This is a genomic window from Sphingomonas sp. P3_C5, from assembly GCF_056402635.1.
The window spans coordinates 146,364-161,819 of sequence record NZ_JBFUHA010000002.1 but is presented as its reverse complement, the minus strand read 5'-3'; the positions used below and the strand labels follow the sequence as shown (position 1 = coordinate 161,819).

Annotated in this window: 6 protein-coding genes; 3 read left to right on the top strand and 3 right to left on the bottom strand. The window is 65.6% G+C overall.

Translation table 11 applies throughout. The features are described from left to right. The first annotated feature begins 62 nt into the window (after positions 1-62). Positions 63-1,202 (top strand): aromatic ring-hydroxylating oxygenase subunit alpha, encoded by a 1,140-nt coding sequence (locus tag AC1DVS_RS06925; protein ID WP_478021554.1) that lies wholly within the window; start codon positions 63-65, stop codon positions 1,200-1,202. Between the two features lie 127 nt (positions 1,203-1,329). Here AC1DVS_RS06925 and AC1DVS_RS06920 read toward each other — a convergent pair whose 3' ends face one another. Further along, positions 1,330-1,761 carry a response regulator gene (locus AC1DVS_RS06920; protein ID WP_478021552.1) on the bottom strand — a complete coding sequence of 144 codons (432 nt, stop codon included), beginning with the start codon at positions 1,759-1,761 and terminating at the stop codon, positions 1,330-1,332. Positions 1,762-1,905: 144 nt separating this feature from the next. On the opposite strand from AC1DVS_RS06920, the gene AC1DVS_RS06915 reads away from it, so the two are divergent. Continuing rightward, positions 1,906-3,228, top strand: a complete 1,323-nt coding sequence (locus tag AC1DVS_RS06915; RefSeq protein ID WP_478021550.1) for a pseudouridine synthase — start codon at positions 1,906-1,908, stop codon at positions 3,226-3,228. Positions 3,229-3,231: 3 nt separating this feature from the next. Continuing rightward, on the top strand, positions 3,232-3,768 hold the full coding sequence (gene rsmD, locus AC1DVS_RS06910) for a 16S rRNA (guanine(966)-N(2))-methyltransferase RsmD (RefSeq protein WP_478021548.1): 537 nt from the start codon (positions 3,232-3,234) through the stop codon (positions 3,766-3,768). On the opposite strand, the gene AC1DVS_RS06905 is transcribed toward rsmD, so the two are convergent. Together AC1DVS_RS06905 and AC1DVS_RS06900 are read right to left on the bottom strand one after the other, a co-directional pair. Continuing rightward, a complete protein-coding gene (locus AC1DVS_RS06905) occupies positions 3,765-5,069 on the bottom strand; it encodes an MFS transporter (RefSeq protein WP_478021547.1) in 1,305 nt (434 codons plus the stop codon). The genes rsmD and AC1DVS_RS06905 overlap by 4 nt on opposite strands. Before the next feature lie 636 nt (positions 5,070-5,705). Then, entirely contained in the window at positions 5,706-15,266 is a 9,561-nt protein-coding gene (locus tag AC1DVS_RS06900) for a hypothetical protein (protein ID WP_478021546.1), read from the bottom strand. Between the last annotated feature and the right edge of the window lie 190 nt (positions 15,267-15,456).

Below are 15,456 nucleotides of genomic sequence, written 5' to 3'. Positions count from 1 at the left end.
CGCTCTTGCTCCCCGGCCTCATCGGGCAGACACTAGCGCCAAAAATCGGGAGAGGAAGCGAGATGAACGCACCTGCGAAGATTAGCGTGCCGACGCCGGGCCAGCTCGCGCTCGCGGCGCAGCTCGCAGCAGGGGGCACGCGGCCCAATGCCGGCATCACGCATGTTGATGCCGCCGCCTACACATCGCCGGAACGCCATGCCGCTGAGCAGGCGCGGATATTCGCTCATGTGCCGCTGGTGATCGCGCCATCCGCGCTGCTGCCCAAAACCAATATGGCCGTGCCGCATGACGGCTTCGGCAAGCCGCTGCTGATCGCGCGGGACAAGGACGGTCACGCCCAGGTTTTCCTCAATGTCTGCCAGCATCGCGGTACCCGCCTCGTCGAGGGCAGCGAGGCGGTCTGCGCATCGCGGCTGATCTGCCCCTATCATGCCTGGAGCTACACGCTCGATGGCGCCCTCGCGGGGCTGCCGCGCCCCGACAGTTTCCCGCATCTCGACCGGCATGAATATAACCTCAAGCGCCTGCCCACGCGCGAAGCCGGCGGGCTGATCTGGTTCGCCTTCGATGACGGCGCCGATTTCAGCCAGGCCGAGGCGCTAGGCCATGATTTCGACGCCTTCGACATGACGGGCCAGCATCTCTTCCGCCGGCGCACCCATGATGTCGCGGCGAACTGGAAGCTGATCATGGACGCGTTCCTGGAAAGCTATCACGTCCAGCGCCTCCATGCCGCGACGATCGGCCCGTTCTTCAAGGACGGCGTCTCGACCGGCGACCACATCGGCCCGCACCAGCGCTCAGCGGTGGGTCGCGAAGCTGCGCTGGCGGCGTGCGAAGCCGAGGACTGGCCGACTTTGCGCTCGGCGATCACCTATACGTATCAGCTCTTCCCCGGCACGGTGCTGATCGTCAGCCCGGACTATATGAACCTCATGGTGCTGATGCCGCAATCCGAGAGCCGGGTGCTGGTGGAGGATTTCATGCTGATCCCCGAGGCACCCGCCACGGACAAGGCGCTGGCGCATTGGGAGAAGAGCTGGAACCTGCTCGACGGCGGCGTCTTCGCGGGCGAGGATTTCCGAGCGGCTGCGTTGGGGCAGATCGGGCTGGCCTCCGGAGCTATCGAGCGGGTGACGCTTGGGACATTGGAGACGGGGATCCGCAATTTCCATGATGCTGTCGAGGCGAGGCTGTAAAATCCTTCTCCCTGCGGGAGAAGGTGGCGCGAAGCGCCGGATGAGGGTGACCTAGGGCAAACCCCTCACCCTCACCCTTCCGTCGCTTCGCTCCTCCCTCCCTCTCCCGCCGGGAGAGGGACAAGAACTACGCTGCCTTCTCGAACAGACTGAACCCACCCGGCAACCGCTTCGGCTTCTTCCCCTCGAGCACCGCCTCGATCGCCTGGATTGCCGCGAGCAGATCGCGTTGCGCATAGGGCTTGGACAGGCACCCGGCCGCCACGTCCCGCGCGCCGTCAGGACAGGAGCCCGTCACGAACAGCACCGGGATCGACGCCTGATTCGCGGCATGCGCGACATCAATTCCGGAACCGTCGGCCAGACTAACGTCCACCAGGACGAGGTCGATGTCGTTGTCGCCGTGAATTACCGTCATCGCATCGGTGACCCGGTCCACCGTCGCGACGATCTCGAACTCGCATTCCCGCAGGAAATGTTCGGTATCGAACGCGACGAGCGGCTCGTCCTCGACGATCAACACCCGCGAAATCCGCCTTTTCTTCTTGCCGAACAACATAGTGCCTGTCCGTGCCTTTTTTACTGGGCGTATGGAGCATCGATCCACCCGCCTTGTTACGCTTCCGTCCCTTAACGCGTACGTGCGTGATCCGTCGCAACATTTTTTTCATGTGCTGATGCAGAAAAACGGTATCAGCACCGCGTGTCCATTTTTCGCCCATCCAAAGAGCAGCAGCGTATCGCCAAGCTGCTCGCCCGCGCCGGCGTGGCCTCGCGCCGCGAGATCGAGCGCATGATCGCCGAGGGGCGCGTCGCGCTCAACGGCACCGTCATCGATACTCCGGCGACGGTGCTCACCTCGCTCAAGGGCATTACGGTCGACGGCAATCCCGTCGAGGCCGCGGCACCGGCGCGGCTGTTTCTATACCACAAGCCGAGTGGCCTGCTCGTCACCGAGCGCGATCCGGGCGGGCGGCCGACCATCTACGACAAGCTGCCGAGCGACCTGCCGCGCCTCGTCCCCGTCGGGCGGCTCGATCTCAATACCGAAGGCCTGTTGCTGCTCACCACGGACGGCGAGCTCAAGCGCCAGCTCGAACTCCCCGCGACCGGGGTCGAGCGCGCCTATCGCGCCCGCGCTTATGGCCCGGTGACCCAGGCCCAGCTCGAGGATCTGATCCATGGCGTCGAGATCGAGGGCGTACGCTACGGCTCGATCAACGCCAATCTCGAGCGCCGCACAGGCGCCAATGTCTGGATCGAGATGATCCTGACTGAAGGCAAGAACCGGGAGGTCCGCCGCGTCCTCGAATATCTCGGCCTGCGCGTTTCGCGCCTGATCCGCACGCGCTACGGCCCGTTCCTGCTCGGCGACCTGCAGCCCGGCGAAATCGGGGAGGTTCGCGAACAGGATCTCATCGCCTTCCGCAAGAACCCGACGAAGAATCTGTCCCCCGAGCAGCTTCCGCCCGAGCTGAAGCGGCGCGCTCCGGCGCCGTCTCCGGTTCCCGGCGACCGGCTGAAGCAACCGCGCGGCATCACCATGAAGCCGCCTCCGACCAGGCCGACCCGCCCGACCCCGGTCGGCGACGCGCGGCCTGCCGCCGCCGCGCGGCGCCCCGCGCGCATCACCCGCGAAGATGCCGCGCGCGCCGATCGCGCCGCCTTCACTGATGCCCGCCCGGCCCGCCGCGCGCCCGGTGGCGATGCGAAGCGCACCGGCTGGTCACCGCGCGACAGCCGGCCGGCCGAGGAGCGCGCAGCCAATCCGGCGCCCGTGGGAGCGAAACCCAAACGCTTTTACGACGCAAAGCCGAAGCGCGACGCGCGCCCGGATGACGGAGCGGCCAAGCGCCCCGAGCGGGTCTTCAATCCGGAACTCGGCCGCAACGTCCGCGCCAAGAAGCCGCGCCCGCCACGCACCGAAAACGGTGCCGATCCGCGCCCGCCTGCCGACGGCAGCGGAAAACCGCCCTCACGCGCGGGCTGGGCCAAGCCCAAACCCAAGCCTCGTACCCGGAAATAGATCATGCGCATCATCGCCGGCCAATGGCGTGGCCGACCCATCATCGCGCCCAAGGGCGACGCTACCCGCCCCACCGCTGACCGGATGCGCGAGGCGCTGTTCTCGATGCTGGCGAGCCGCCTCGGCAGCTTCGAGGAACTCGCGGTCGCCGATCTGTTCGCGGGCTCGGGCGCGCTTGGCCTCGAGGCGCTGTCGCGCGGCGCGGCAAGCTGCGTCTTTGTCGAGCAGGATCGCGCCGCGGTCGATGCGCTCAAGGCCAATATCGCCAAGCTCGGCGCGAAGGCCGATGTCCGTGCCCAGTCAGTGCTTGCGCTGCCGCCCGCGACCAAAGCCTATGACCTGATCCTGATGGACCCGCCCTACGGCACCGGCGCGGGCGCGGTGGCGCTCGACAAGCTCGGCCGGCTGGGATGGGCGGATACAGCGACCTGGATCAGCATCGAGACCGCCAAGAATGAAACGGTCGAGGTGGACGGCTTCACCGCCGAGGTCGAGCGCGTCCACGGCAAGGGCAAGATCACGTTGTTGCGGCGCGCTTAAACTCCGCTCCCGCCAGCGGGAGGGGAATGCCGTCCCGCCATCAGCAAAGCCACCAGGCTCAGCAGCGCAGCCGCGCTCGCATATATCCCGACCGGCGCGAGCCCGCGCCACGTCGCGAGCGCCTGTGCGATCATCGGGGTCAGGCCACCGCCGAGTACGCCTGCCACGTTGAACGCCATCGACACGCCCGTATAGCGCACTCTGGGCGGGAAGAGGCTGGGCAGCCACGCGCCAAGCGGGCCGTAGACGAAGCCCATCAGGAACAGCGACAGCGACAGGAAGACGAACACCAGGAACAACGAGCCGCTGCCCATCAGCGGCGCCATCAGGAACCCGGCGCCGATCGTCGCAACGCATCCGCCCATCAGCACGCGGCGTTCATCCCAGCGCCGGTCCGCCAGCCAGGCCGAACCGATGATCCCGGCTGTCATGAACAGGATCGCACCGAGCTGCACGCCGAGGAATTGCTGCATGCCATAATGGAGCGTCTTGGTGCCGTAACCGAGCGCGAAGGCAGTCGTGATGTAATAGAGAGCGAAGCACGCGACCGCACCCAATGTCCCGACCAGCAGCGCCCCGGGATGCAGCCGCAGCAGCTCGACCAGCGGCACGCGCGGCGGCGGCGCTTCGCACAAAGATGCCGCGAACTCAGGCGTCTCGCAAAGCTTCAGCCGGATCCACAGCCCAACACCCACGAGCAAGGCGCTCAGCACGAAGGGTATGCGCCAGCCCCAGTCGCGGAACTGATCGGGCGTCAGCCACATGCCGAGCAGCAGGAACAGCCCGTTGGCGGCGATGAACCCCGCCGGCGCGCCGAGTTGCGGGAACATGCCGTACCGCGCGCGCCAGCCCGGCGGCGCATTTTCAACAGCAAGCAGCGCCGCCCCACCCCATTCGCCGCCAAGCCCGAAGCCTTGACCGAAACGCAACACGCAAAGTGCAAAGGGCGCGATCCAACCGACGCTCGCATGAGTCGGCAGGAAGGCGACCAAAGTGGTCGAGACGCCCATCGTCAGCAGCGATGCGACCAGCGTCGATTTGCGCCCGATCCGATCGCCGAAATGGCCGAACACCAGCGAGCCGACCGGCCGGGCTACGAACGCGACACCCAGAGTCGCAAAGGCGAACATCTGTTGCGCGGCGGGCGATACGCTAGGGAAGAACAGGCTGCCGAACACCAGGGAGGCAGCGGTCGCATAGATATAGAAATCGTAGAATTCGATCCCCGTGCCGACCAGGCTCGCGAGCAATACGCGGCGATGGGAGGACATCGAATGCGGTGCGGTGGCGGCGGCGCTCATGCCGGTACCATAACGATCGTTAGCGGCTTGCAAAGCGGATCGTGCACGCGCCCATTCAACCAGCACTCCCAATTTCGGGAGGGGTGCCAGAACCACGAGCGTTGCGTGCGAGTCGTGCGCTCGATCATCTTCACAATGCGAGCGATCGCTGCCCGCCAGCTCGATCGCGCGTCGTCGCGGCGCTGAATTCCCTGTTCCGCGGCAATCAACAGGGAATTTTCTTTTTTTCTTGGCGCCACCCTCATTGGGACTTCCATAATTCTGACGACTTTACAGATGCTTATTGAATTCACCATCGCTCTACCCGCCGCGGAACAGGGAATTAACAGGGAATAACAGGGAAAATGCGCCGCCCAAGCACCGTGCGCAGCGCCGTGCACAGCATCGGAGACGAGACGATAGGAAACGCCAGTTCGGTCCATGCCTAATCTATGGCCGATCCAGCGATGCGGTTGAATCGCGGCACCGTCCGGGGAGAGACGGGCTGGACGAGAACTGATGGCCGGTCCCGAGCTCGTCCCCCCATCGTGGCCTCCCCCCAGACTGCCCGAGCCGCGCCTCCATCCCGAAACGAAAAAAGCGGCGGATGATCGCACCCGATCACCCACCGCTTTTTCCTTGGCGTATCGCGCCTCGTCAGAAGTTGAAGCGCACCCCGGCGTTCAGGCTGAAGCTGTGCAGCCCCGAGCCGTCATTGACGTTGCCGACCAGGAAGCCAGTAACGCGACCATCCTTCGCTTTGGCCGTGACGCCGACCGAGTAGCGAACTGCATTGTCCCAGGTCGTCGTCGCGAGCGCGAAGTTTGTCACCGGCGTACCGAAGGTGAACGCCGCGCTGTCACCGCGTGACCAGTTCTTCAGATACGAGACGCTGGCAAAGGGTTCGACCACCACCTTCGCATCGGTTCCGGCACGATAGGAGATGCGCAGGCCGCCTTCGCCCGTCTCGGTCTTGTCACCGCCTGGGATATAGGCGCTGATCGCGTCGATCGGCAGGCTGTCGATGCTGCTGTCGGCATAGTTGAAGCCGATAAACGGCGTCGCGCCGAAGCCGCCCTTGCCGAACCGGTACGAGGCGTGGACCGACCCGGCCGTTGCGTCGCCGTTCAGCTTCTGCGGGGCGCCAGGGCCGAACAGCACCGGCAGGACGACCTTGTAATGACGCCATTCCTTGCGGAGGGTGCCGTCGAACTGGAAGGCACCGTTGCCGGCCGCGACATAGGCACCCAGGAAGGGCGTCTCGACCCGGAGCTGCTGAGCGTTCGAAACGTCGGCCCGGCCGTTATACCAGCCACCCAGCACGCCGACATGGACGTTCCACCCGTGGCCGCCGAGGTTGAGCAGGCCCAGATCGGCACCCACGGTCATCGCCATATGCTGAGTGCGCACTTCGTTGGAGCCGTTCACGACGACACCGCCCCCGGTGAAGGTCGAGGCGATCGTCTCGCGAGTATGGCCCCCGGCGCCCCGCATCCACAGGCTGAACCGCTTGTCGCCCGCTGACGGATTGGCCCGCTCGCTGAGATAGGGGCTGATCGGATCGTCGAGCGTCGCGGACGCTGCCTCGGCGACATAGGAGAGGCCGCCCAGGATAGCCGCTTCGGGGTTGATCTGCTGGATCAGGCCGAACTGCTTGTTGCTGCTCGGATTCTGCCCGAAGCTCTCGAGGATGAGCCCGGTTGTCGGGAACACCGTGTTCGAGGTGAAGGCAGTGGCGGCCGCACCTGGCGTCACCGTCACCACCGGCAGGAAGCCGCCGGAGACGAAGGCGCGCGGGCCGACCAGGTTCATCGTCACATTGGTGTTGCCCGAGGCAGCACCGCCGATATTGAGGTGATCGGCGGTGACCGTCGAAGTGCTGTAATCAGCGAAGAACTGACCCCCGCCGGTGTAGGCGCCGCCGACCGTGACCACATTGCTCGTGATATTGTTCTGAGCGTTGATGATCCCGGTATTGGTCATCGCACCATTGGTGGTGAAGGTCCCGGCCCCGGCAAAGGTAATCCGGCCCGAATTATTGGTGTTGCCGGCGAAGAGGACCGAGCCGCCAGCCCCGATATTGGCCGAGCTGGCGTTCACGAAGTTTCCGGAGACGCTCGATGCGCCTGACCCGAAGTTCATCGTGGCGCCCGCCGCGTTGGTCACCGTCGAGGCTGCGACATTCGAGCCACTCACGTTGAGCGCGCCGTTCACCGTCCCCACATTGTTCAGCGTGAAGCTGGTGTTGTTGAGCGTCGCGAGCACTGCGTTGGTGCCGCCGGTGATCGTGCCGGAGTTGAGGATCGTGCCGGCACCTGTGCCGGTCGAGGTCATCCTTATGGCGGTCCCGGTCGCGGTGATCTGCCCCGCATTGCTGACGACGAGCCCTGCGTTGATGCTGATAAGGTCAACGCCGACGACGCTGCTGATCCTGCCAGTGCTGGTCTGGGCGACCGTGAGGGCACCCGCCACGCCATTGCCGACCGACTTCAGCCTTACGCCGATATTGTCGCCCTGGACGAGGCCGGCGTTATTCACGCTGAGGGCGCCCGAGATGGTCAGCTGATCGATGCCGATCACCGGATCGATCGCACCGGTCGCGCTGATGTTGGTAACGATATTGCCGGAGGTCGAGACGCTGGCAACGCCCACCGCGCCAGCATGGATGGTGCCGTTCACATTGATGGTTGTCGTGCCCGAGGACTGGCCACTGTGGGTATAGATCCCATAGGCACCGGCCGTGTTGGCGGTCACGGTGCCACCAGCGTTCAGCGTCACATCGATAGTGCCGGTATTGGCCCCGACAGCGACGTTCTGCGCAACGATCGCCGAGGTGCCGGTCGAGGACACGCTGCCCGTGGTCACCTTGACGTTGCCGCCATTCGCCGTCGCGAAGACGCCGTTGCCGGTGGTCCCGGTGACCGGACCCGTTGTGGTTACGGTCGTCGAGCCCGAGCCGGAATTCTGCGCGCTAATGCCGGTCGTGCCGCTGACCGAACCGCTCGTGGTCACACCGACCGCGCCGGCGCCGGCTGCCGCGGTTTGCGATGCGAAGATGGCCGTAGTGCCGGTTGACGAGACGCTGCCCGACGTTACCGAGACCGCGCCGCCGTGCGTGATTGCATAAACACCCACGCCGGTGGTTGCCGTCACCGGTCCGACCGTGGTCACCGTGGTGGTGCCCAGGCCCTGGTTTTCCGCATCCACGCCGAACCGCGCGTCGATCGACCCATTGGCGGTCACATCGACATTGCCGGTCGCAGCGGCCGGAAGGATCGCTGCCACCAGTCCGGCATTGCCCGCCCGGACATTGCCATTGGCAACTTCCAGCACGTTGCCGGTCAACGAGTTGGAAACGGCATAGACGCCGTTCATGCCTGCCGTCAGCGCGGTCACCGAGCCCGTTGAGACCCTCATGCCACCGCCAAGGGCGGTATCGGCAAGAACGATGCCGTTGCCCCCGGTCGAGCTGGTCGCGCCAGAGACGGTGACGGTGGTCTTGCCGGTGCCATTGTTGAGGATGTTCACTGCATCGCCGGTGCCGCCGACGAAACTGGTGCCGGTCACGGTGATGTTGCCGGTGCCTCCGGTTCCGCCGATCACGCTCAGGCCGCGAGTCGCGCCGGTAACGGTGTTGGCGGCCGTCACGGCGACCGCACGATTGCCGGTCGCCAGGATGCCCTCAGCCGCCGTACCGGTGACCGTGCCGTTGCCGGTGATGCTGATCGCACCGCTGCCGCTGTTGAGGGCGACGATGCCCGTGGTGCCGGAGACATTGCCCGCGGTCACATTGATCGCGCCGGCACCAGCGGCCTTGGTCTGCTGTGCAATGATCGCGGTATTGCCCGTCGAGGTGACAGCGCCCGCGTTCACCACGACCGCGCCGCCGGTGGTCAACGCGAAGATACCGTTGCCGGTGGTCGCATTGACCGGGCCGACGGTGGTGACGTTCGTCGAGCCAGACCCGAAATTCTCGGCGTCGATGCCGAACCGGGCGGTGAGCGTATTGTTGGCGGTCACCTTCACATTGCCGGTGGCAGCCGCGCCGACGAGCGCCGCTACGATCCCGGCATTGCCCGCCTGGATGTTGCCATTGGCGACGACCGTGACATTGCCGGCGAGCGAGGAGGAGATGACATTGACGGCGCTCTTGCCCGCCGTCAGCGCGGTGACCGCGCCGGTGGTGACGCTGATGTTGCCGCCAATCGCTGTATCGCGAACGAAGATGCCGTTGCCGCCGGTCGAGCTGCTCGCGCCCGAGATATTGACCGTGGTCGCGCCCGCGCCATTGTTGAGGATGTTCGCCGCGTCGTCAGTGCCGCCGACGAACCCGCCGGGGCCGTGCACCCATATGTCGCCGGTACCGCCGGTGCCGCCGACCACGCTCAGGCCGCGCGTCGCGCCGGTCACTGTGCTGCCTACCGCCACATATACGCCAGCGTTGCCGACCGCCTTGATGCCTTCAGCCGTTGTACCGGTGACCGTGCCAGTGGTGACGGTGCTGATGTCGAACGTGCCGAAGTTATGCGCATCGATGCCCGTCGTGCCCGACACATTGTGCGCGTTCACGAAGATCCCGCCGCCGCCGGCAACGTTGGTCTGCTGGGCGATGATCGCGGTGTTGCCGGTCGAGGTGACATCGGTTGCGCTCAGCACAATGTCGCCGCCATGGGTCAGCGCGAAGATGCCATTGCCGCTGGTCGCATTAACCGCGCCATTCGTGGTGACATAGGTATGACCCGTGCCGAAATTCTCGGCATCGACGCCGAACCGGGCGGTGATGGAGCCGTTGGCGGTCACTTCGACATTGCCGGTCCCCGCGGCATTGACGATCGCCGCCACCATGCCGGCATTGCCGGCCTGGATGTTGCCGTTCGCGACCTCGGTTATGTTGCCGGTGGCCGACCCGGTAATGACGTCGACGCCGTTCTTGCCCAGCGTCAGCGCGGTCACCGCACCCGTGGTGACGCTGATGTCGCCGCCCGCTACGGTATCGCGAACAAAGATACCATTGCCGCCGGTCGAGCTGCTCGCGCCCGAGATATCGACTGTGACCGTGCCAGACCCGTTGTTGAGGATATTGGCCGCATCATCGCTGCCGCCGACGAACCCGCCGGTGCCGGACACAAAGATGTTGCCGGTGCCGCCAGTCCCGCCGATCAGGCTCAGGCCGCGCGTCCCGCCGGTCACCGTGCCGGTGGCCGTCACGGACACGCTGGCGTTGCCGACCGCCTTGATGCCTTCGTTGACGGTACCAGTGACTGTGTTGGCGTTGACGCCGATGTCACCCGTGCCGAAGTTATGCGCATCGATGCCCGTCGTGCCCCAGACATTGCCCGCGTTCACGCCGACCAGGCCCGTACCCGCGACCTTGGTCTGCTGGGCGATGATCGCGGTGTTGCCGCTCGAAGTCACATCGCCTGCGGTCACCACGACATGGCCGCCGGTGGTCAGCGCGAAGATGCCGTTGCCGCTGGTCACATTGACCGGACCGACCGTGGTGACCAGGGTGTTGCCCGAGCCGAAATTCTCGGCATCGATGCCGAACCGCGCATCGATCGAGCCATTGGCGGTCACGTTGATTTCACCGGTACCCGCGGCATTGACGATCGCCGCGACCATGCCGGCATTGCCGGCCTGGATGTTGCCGTTGGCGACCTCGGTTATATTGCCGGTGGTCGAGCCGGTAATGACGTCGATGCCGTTCTTGCCCAGCGTCAGCGCAGTCACAGCGCCCGTGGTGACACTGATGTCGCCGCCCGCCGCGGTATCGCGAACGAAGATGCCGTTGCCGCCGGTCGAGCTGCTCGCGCCCGAGATATCGACGAAGACAGTGCCCGAACCATTGTTGAGGATGTTCGCCGCATCGCCGGTGCCGCCGACGAACCCGCCCGTGCCGATCACCGAGATGTCGCCGGTGCCGCCGGTCCCGCCGACCAGGCTCAAGCCGAGCGTCCCGCCGGTCACCGTGCCGGTGGTCGTCACGAACACGTTGCTATTGCCGATCGCCTTGATGCCCTCGGCCGCCGTGCCGGTGACCGTACCATTAGCGACGATGGCGATCTCGCCCGTGCCGAAGTTATGCGCGTCGATGCCCGTCGTGCCCGAGACATTGCCGGCGGTCACGTCAACCACGCCTGCGCCGGCGACCTTGGTCTGCTGCGCGATGATCGCGGTGTTGCCGGTCGAGGTGACATCACCCGCGTTCACGATGACATTGCCGCCGGTCGACAGCGCGAAGATGCCGTTGCCGCTGGTCACATTGACCGGACCGACCGTGTTGACACTGGTCGAGCCCGAGCCGAAATTCTCGGCATCGATGCCGAACCGCGCGTCGATCGACCCCATGGCGGTCACATCGATATTGCCGGTACCCGCGGCATTGACGATCGCCGCCACCATGCCGGCATTGCCGGCCTGGATATTGCCGTTGGCGACCTCGGTCACATTGGCGGTGGTCGACCCGGTAATGACGTCGATGCCGTTCTTGCCCAGCGTCAGCGCGGTCACAGCGCCCGTGGTGAGGCTGATGTCGCCGCCCGCCGCGGTATCACGAACGAAGATGCCATTGCCGCCAGCCGAGCTGCTCGCGCCCGAGATATCGACGAAGACAGTGCCCGAACCATTGTTGAGGATGTTCGCCGCATCGCCGGTGCCGCCGACGAACCCGCCCGTGCCGATCACCCCGATGTTACCGGTGCCGCCGGTCCCGCCGACCAGCGACAGGCCGCGCGTCGCGCCGGTTACGGTGTTACTCACCGACACAGCCACGCCGGCGTTGCCGATTGCCTTGATGCCCTCGGCCGCGGTGCCGGTGACCGTACCGGTGGCGGCGATGCCGATGTCGCCCGTGCCGAAATTATGCACGTCAATACCGGTCGTGCCGGAGACATTGCCCGCGCTCACACCGACCAAGCCCGTACCCGCGACCTTGGTCTGCTGAGCAATGATCGCGGTGTTGCCGGTCGAGGTGACATCGCCCGCGATCACCGAGACGTTGCCGCCGGTCGACAGCGCGAAGATCCCGTTGCCGGTCGTCACATTGACCGCACCAACCGTGTTGACACTAGTCGAGCCCGACCCGAAATTCTCGGCGTCGATGCCGAACCGCGCGTCGATCGACCCATTGGCGGTCACATCGATATTGCCGGTGCTTGCGGCATTGAGAATCGCGGCCACCATGCCGGCATTGCCGGCCTGGATGTTGCCGTTCGCGACCTCGGTCACATTGGCGGTCAGCGACTGGGTCTGGACGTCGATGCCGTCCTTGCCCAGCGTCAGCGCTGTGACCGCACCCGTGGTGACGCTGATGTCCCCTCCGGCCGCGGTGTCGCGAATGACGAAACCTTCGCCGCCCGCCGAGCTGCTCGCGCCCCCGAGGGCGACCGTGACCGTGCCCGAACCGTTGTTCTTGATGTTGGCCGCATCGCCGGTGCCGCCAACGAACCCGCCGGGGCCATTCACCAGGATGTCGCCCGCACCGCCGGTCCCGCCGATCAGCGAAAGGCCGCGCGTCGCTCCGGTCACTGTGTCGAAGGCCGTCACGGTCACGCCGGCGTTGCCGTTCGCCTTGATGCCCTCAGCGAAAGTGCCGGTCACCGTGCCACCGGCGACGACGCCGACCAGGCCCGAGCCGAAATTGTGTGCGTCGATGCCGGTCGTGCCCGAGACATTGCCCGTGGTGCCGACGACAACATCACCCGTGCCGGCGACCTTGGTCTGCTGCGCGATGATCGCGGTGTTGCCGGTGGACGTGACATCGCCCGCGTTCACCGTGACATGGCCGCCGGTCGACAGCGCAAAGATGCCGTTGCCGGTCGTCACATTGACCGGACCAACCGTGTTGACAAAGGTGTTGCCCGATCCGAAGTTCTCGGCGTCGATGCCGAACCGGGCGTCGATCGAACCATTGGCGGTCACACTGATATTGCCGGTCGCCGCGGCATTGAGAATCGCCGCCACCATGCCGGCATTGCCCGCCTGGATATTGCCGTTCGCGACTTCAGTGATGTTGCCGGTCAGCGACTGGGCCTGGACGTCGATGCCGTCCTTGCCCGCCGTCAGCGCGGTCACCGCGCCGGTAGTGACGTTGATACTGCCGCCGATCGACGTATCGCGAACGAAGATGCCCTCGCCGCCAGCCGAACTGCTCGCGCCCGAGATATCGACTATGATAAAGCCACTGCCGTCGTTCTTGATGTTGACCGCATCGCCGGTGCCACCGACGAACCCGCCGGTGCCGTTCACCAGGATGTTGCCGCTGCCGCCGGTCCCGCCGACCAGCGACAGGCCGCGCGTCGCGCCGGTTACGGTGTCGCCGACCGTCACGAACACGGCGCCATTGCCGATCGCCTTGATGCCTTCGGCGGAGGTGCCGGTCACCGTGCCGTTGGCGAGGATGCTGATAGAGCCGGCGCCGAAATTATGCGCATCGATGCCCGTTGTGCCCGAGACATTACCCGCGGTCACATTGACCACGCCAAGACCGGCGGCCTTGGTCTGCTGGGCGATGATCGCGGTGTTGCTGGCCGCAGTGACATCGCCCGCGTTCACGATGACATTGCCGCCGGTCGACAGCGCGAAGATGCCGTTGCCGGTCGTCACATTGACCGGGCCAACCGTGGCAACATTGGTCGAACCCGACCCGAAATTCTCCGCGTCGATGCCGAACCGCGCGTCGATCGAACCATTGGCGGTCACATCGATGTTGCCGGTGTTCGCGGCATTGAGAATCGCCGCCACCATGCCGGCATTGCCGGCCTGGATGTTGCCGTTCGCGACTTCGGTGATGCTGGCGGCGGCCGACTGGGTCTGGACGTCGATGCCGTCCTTGCCCGCCGTCAGCGCGGTGATCGCGCCAGTGGTGACGCTGATATTGCCGCCATTCGCGGTGTCGCGAACGACAAAGCCTTCGCCGCCAGCCGAGCTGCTCGCGCCCGAGACGTTGACCGTGACGCCGCCCGTGCCGTTATTCTTGATGTTCGCCGCATCGCCGCTGCCGCCGACGAATCCACCGATGCCGGTCACAAATATTTCGCCGCCGCCGCCGGTTCCGCCGATCAGCGAAAGGCCGCGGGTCGCGCCGGTCACCACACCGTTCACCGACACGAAGACGCCGGCGTTGCCGACGACCTTGATGCCCTCGGCGACAGTGCCAGTCACCGTGCCGTTGGCGACGATGCCGGTGTCTCCAGTGCCGAAGTTATGTACGTCGATACCGGTCGTGCCCGAGACATTGCCCGCGGTCACACCGACCAGGCCAGCACCGGCGACCTTGGTCTGCTGGGCAATAATCGCTGTGTTGCTGACCGAGGTGACATCGCCCGCATTCACGATGACATGCCCGCCGGTCGTCAGCGCGAAGATGCCGTTGCCGTTGGTCACATTGACCGGGCCGACCGTGGTGACAAAGGTGTTGCCCGACCCGAAATTCTCGGCGTCGACGCCGAACCGCGCGTCGATCGCACCGTTGGCCGTCACATTGATAGCGCCGGTCGCAGCAGCATTGAGAACCGCGGCCACCATGCCGGCATTGCCGGCCTGGATGTTGCCATTCGCGACTTCGGTGATGTCACCGGTCAGCGACTGGCTCTGCGCGTCGATGCCGTCCTTGCCCGCCGTCAGCGCGGTGATCGCGCCCGTCGTGATGCTGATCCCTGTGCTGGTCCCGACATCGCGGGCGGTAACGCCTTCGCCTGTCGCCGCGGTGAGAGCGCCGGAGACGTTGATGTTGATCGAACCGGCCCCGCCGGTCTGCCTGGCATCGAACGCGTTACCGTTGCCGTTGTTGATGATGCTCCCGCCCGTGTAGCTGATCGGGCCCCCGGCTGCGGAGATCGCCAGGGCTGCTGTGCCGCCCGACGTCGGCGTGTTGCCGGCATCGACGCTGATCGTGCCATTGTTGGTGACGGTGACGCCGCCGGTGCCAGGATTCGTAAAGGCAAGACCATTGCCGCTGACCGTCGCCCCCGGATCGACCGTGACGATGATCGGGGTGGCGACCGGGATTTGATAATGGCGGTCAACGGGCGGGTTCGCCGGGTTTGTCGTGTCGGTGGTGACTGTGTTGTCGCACTGGACGGTGGCGCCAGCGACAAGGCAATCAGCCCAGGCCTGGCCTGGTGCCAGCAGGGTCACGCCAGCGGCAACTGCCGCAAGGCCGATGGTGGAGCGCAGCGCAAGGCGGCTCGCCTGCGAGCGCAGGTTCCTCCGTAGCATCGATTTCGTGGAGGCCTGCCCAGCGCTTGAAGACGAGAGACCAGCGAGATTTTGCGTGCACACCATGGACCTGCCCTTTATATTGCAGAGTTTGGTGCGACCCCGGATCAAGCCGAAGCTATGTCCTTTATTTTGCGGTCCCTATCCCTGCAACGCCGGCTCATGTCAACCCGATTTGGCGTCGATTGGT

Excerpts from the sequence above, each read along its gene's own strand:
- AC1DVS_RS06900 (WP_478021546.1), bottom strand. The coding sequence starts at position 15,266 with ATGCTACGGAGGAACCTGCGCTCGCAGGCGAGCCGCCTTGCGCTGCGC.
- AC1DVS_RS06925 (WP_478021554.1), top strand. The coding sequence starts at position 63 with ATGAACGCACCTGCGAAGATTAGCGTGCCGACGCCGGGCCAGCTCGCG.
- AC1DVS_RS06905 (WP_478021547.1), bottom strand. The coding sequence starts at position 5,069 with ATGAGCGCCGCCGCCACCGCACCGCATTCGATGTCCTCCCATCGCCGC.
- AC1DVS_RS06920 (WP_478021552.1), bottom strand. The coding sequence starts at position 1,761 with ATGTTGTTCGGCAAGAAGAAAAGGCGGATTTCGCGGGTGTTGATCGTC.
- rsmD (WP_478021548.1), top strand. The coding sequence starts at position 3,232 with ATGCGCATCATCGCCGGCCAATGGCGTGGCCGACCCATCATCGCGCCC.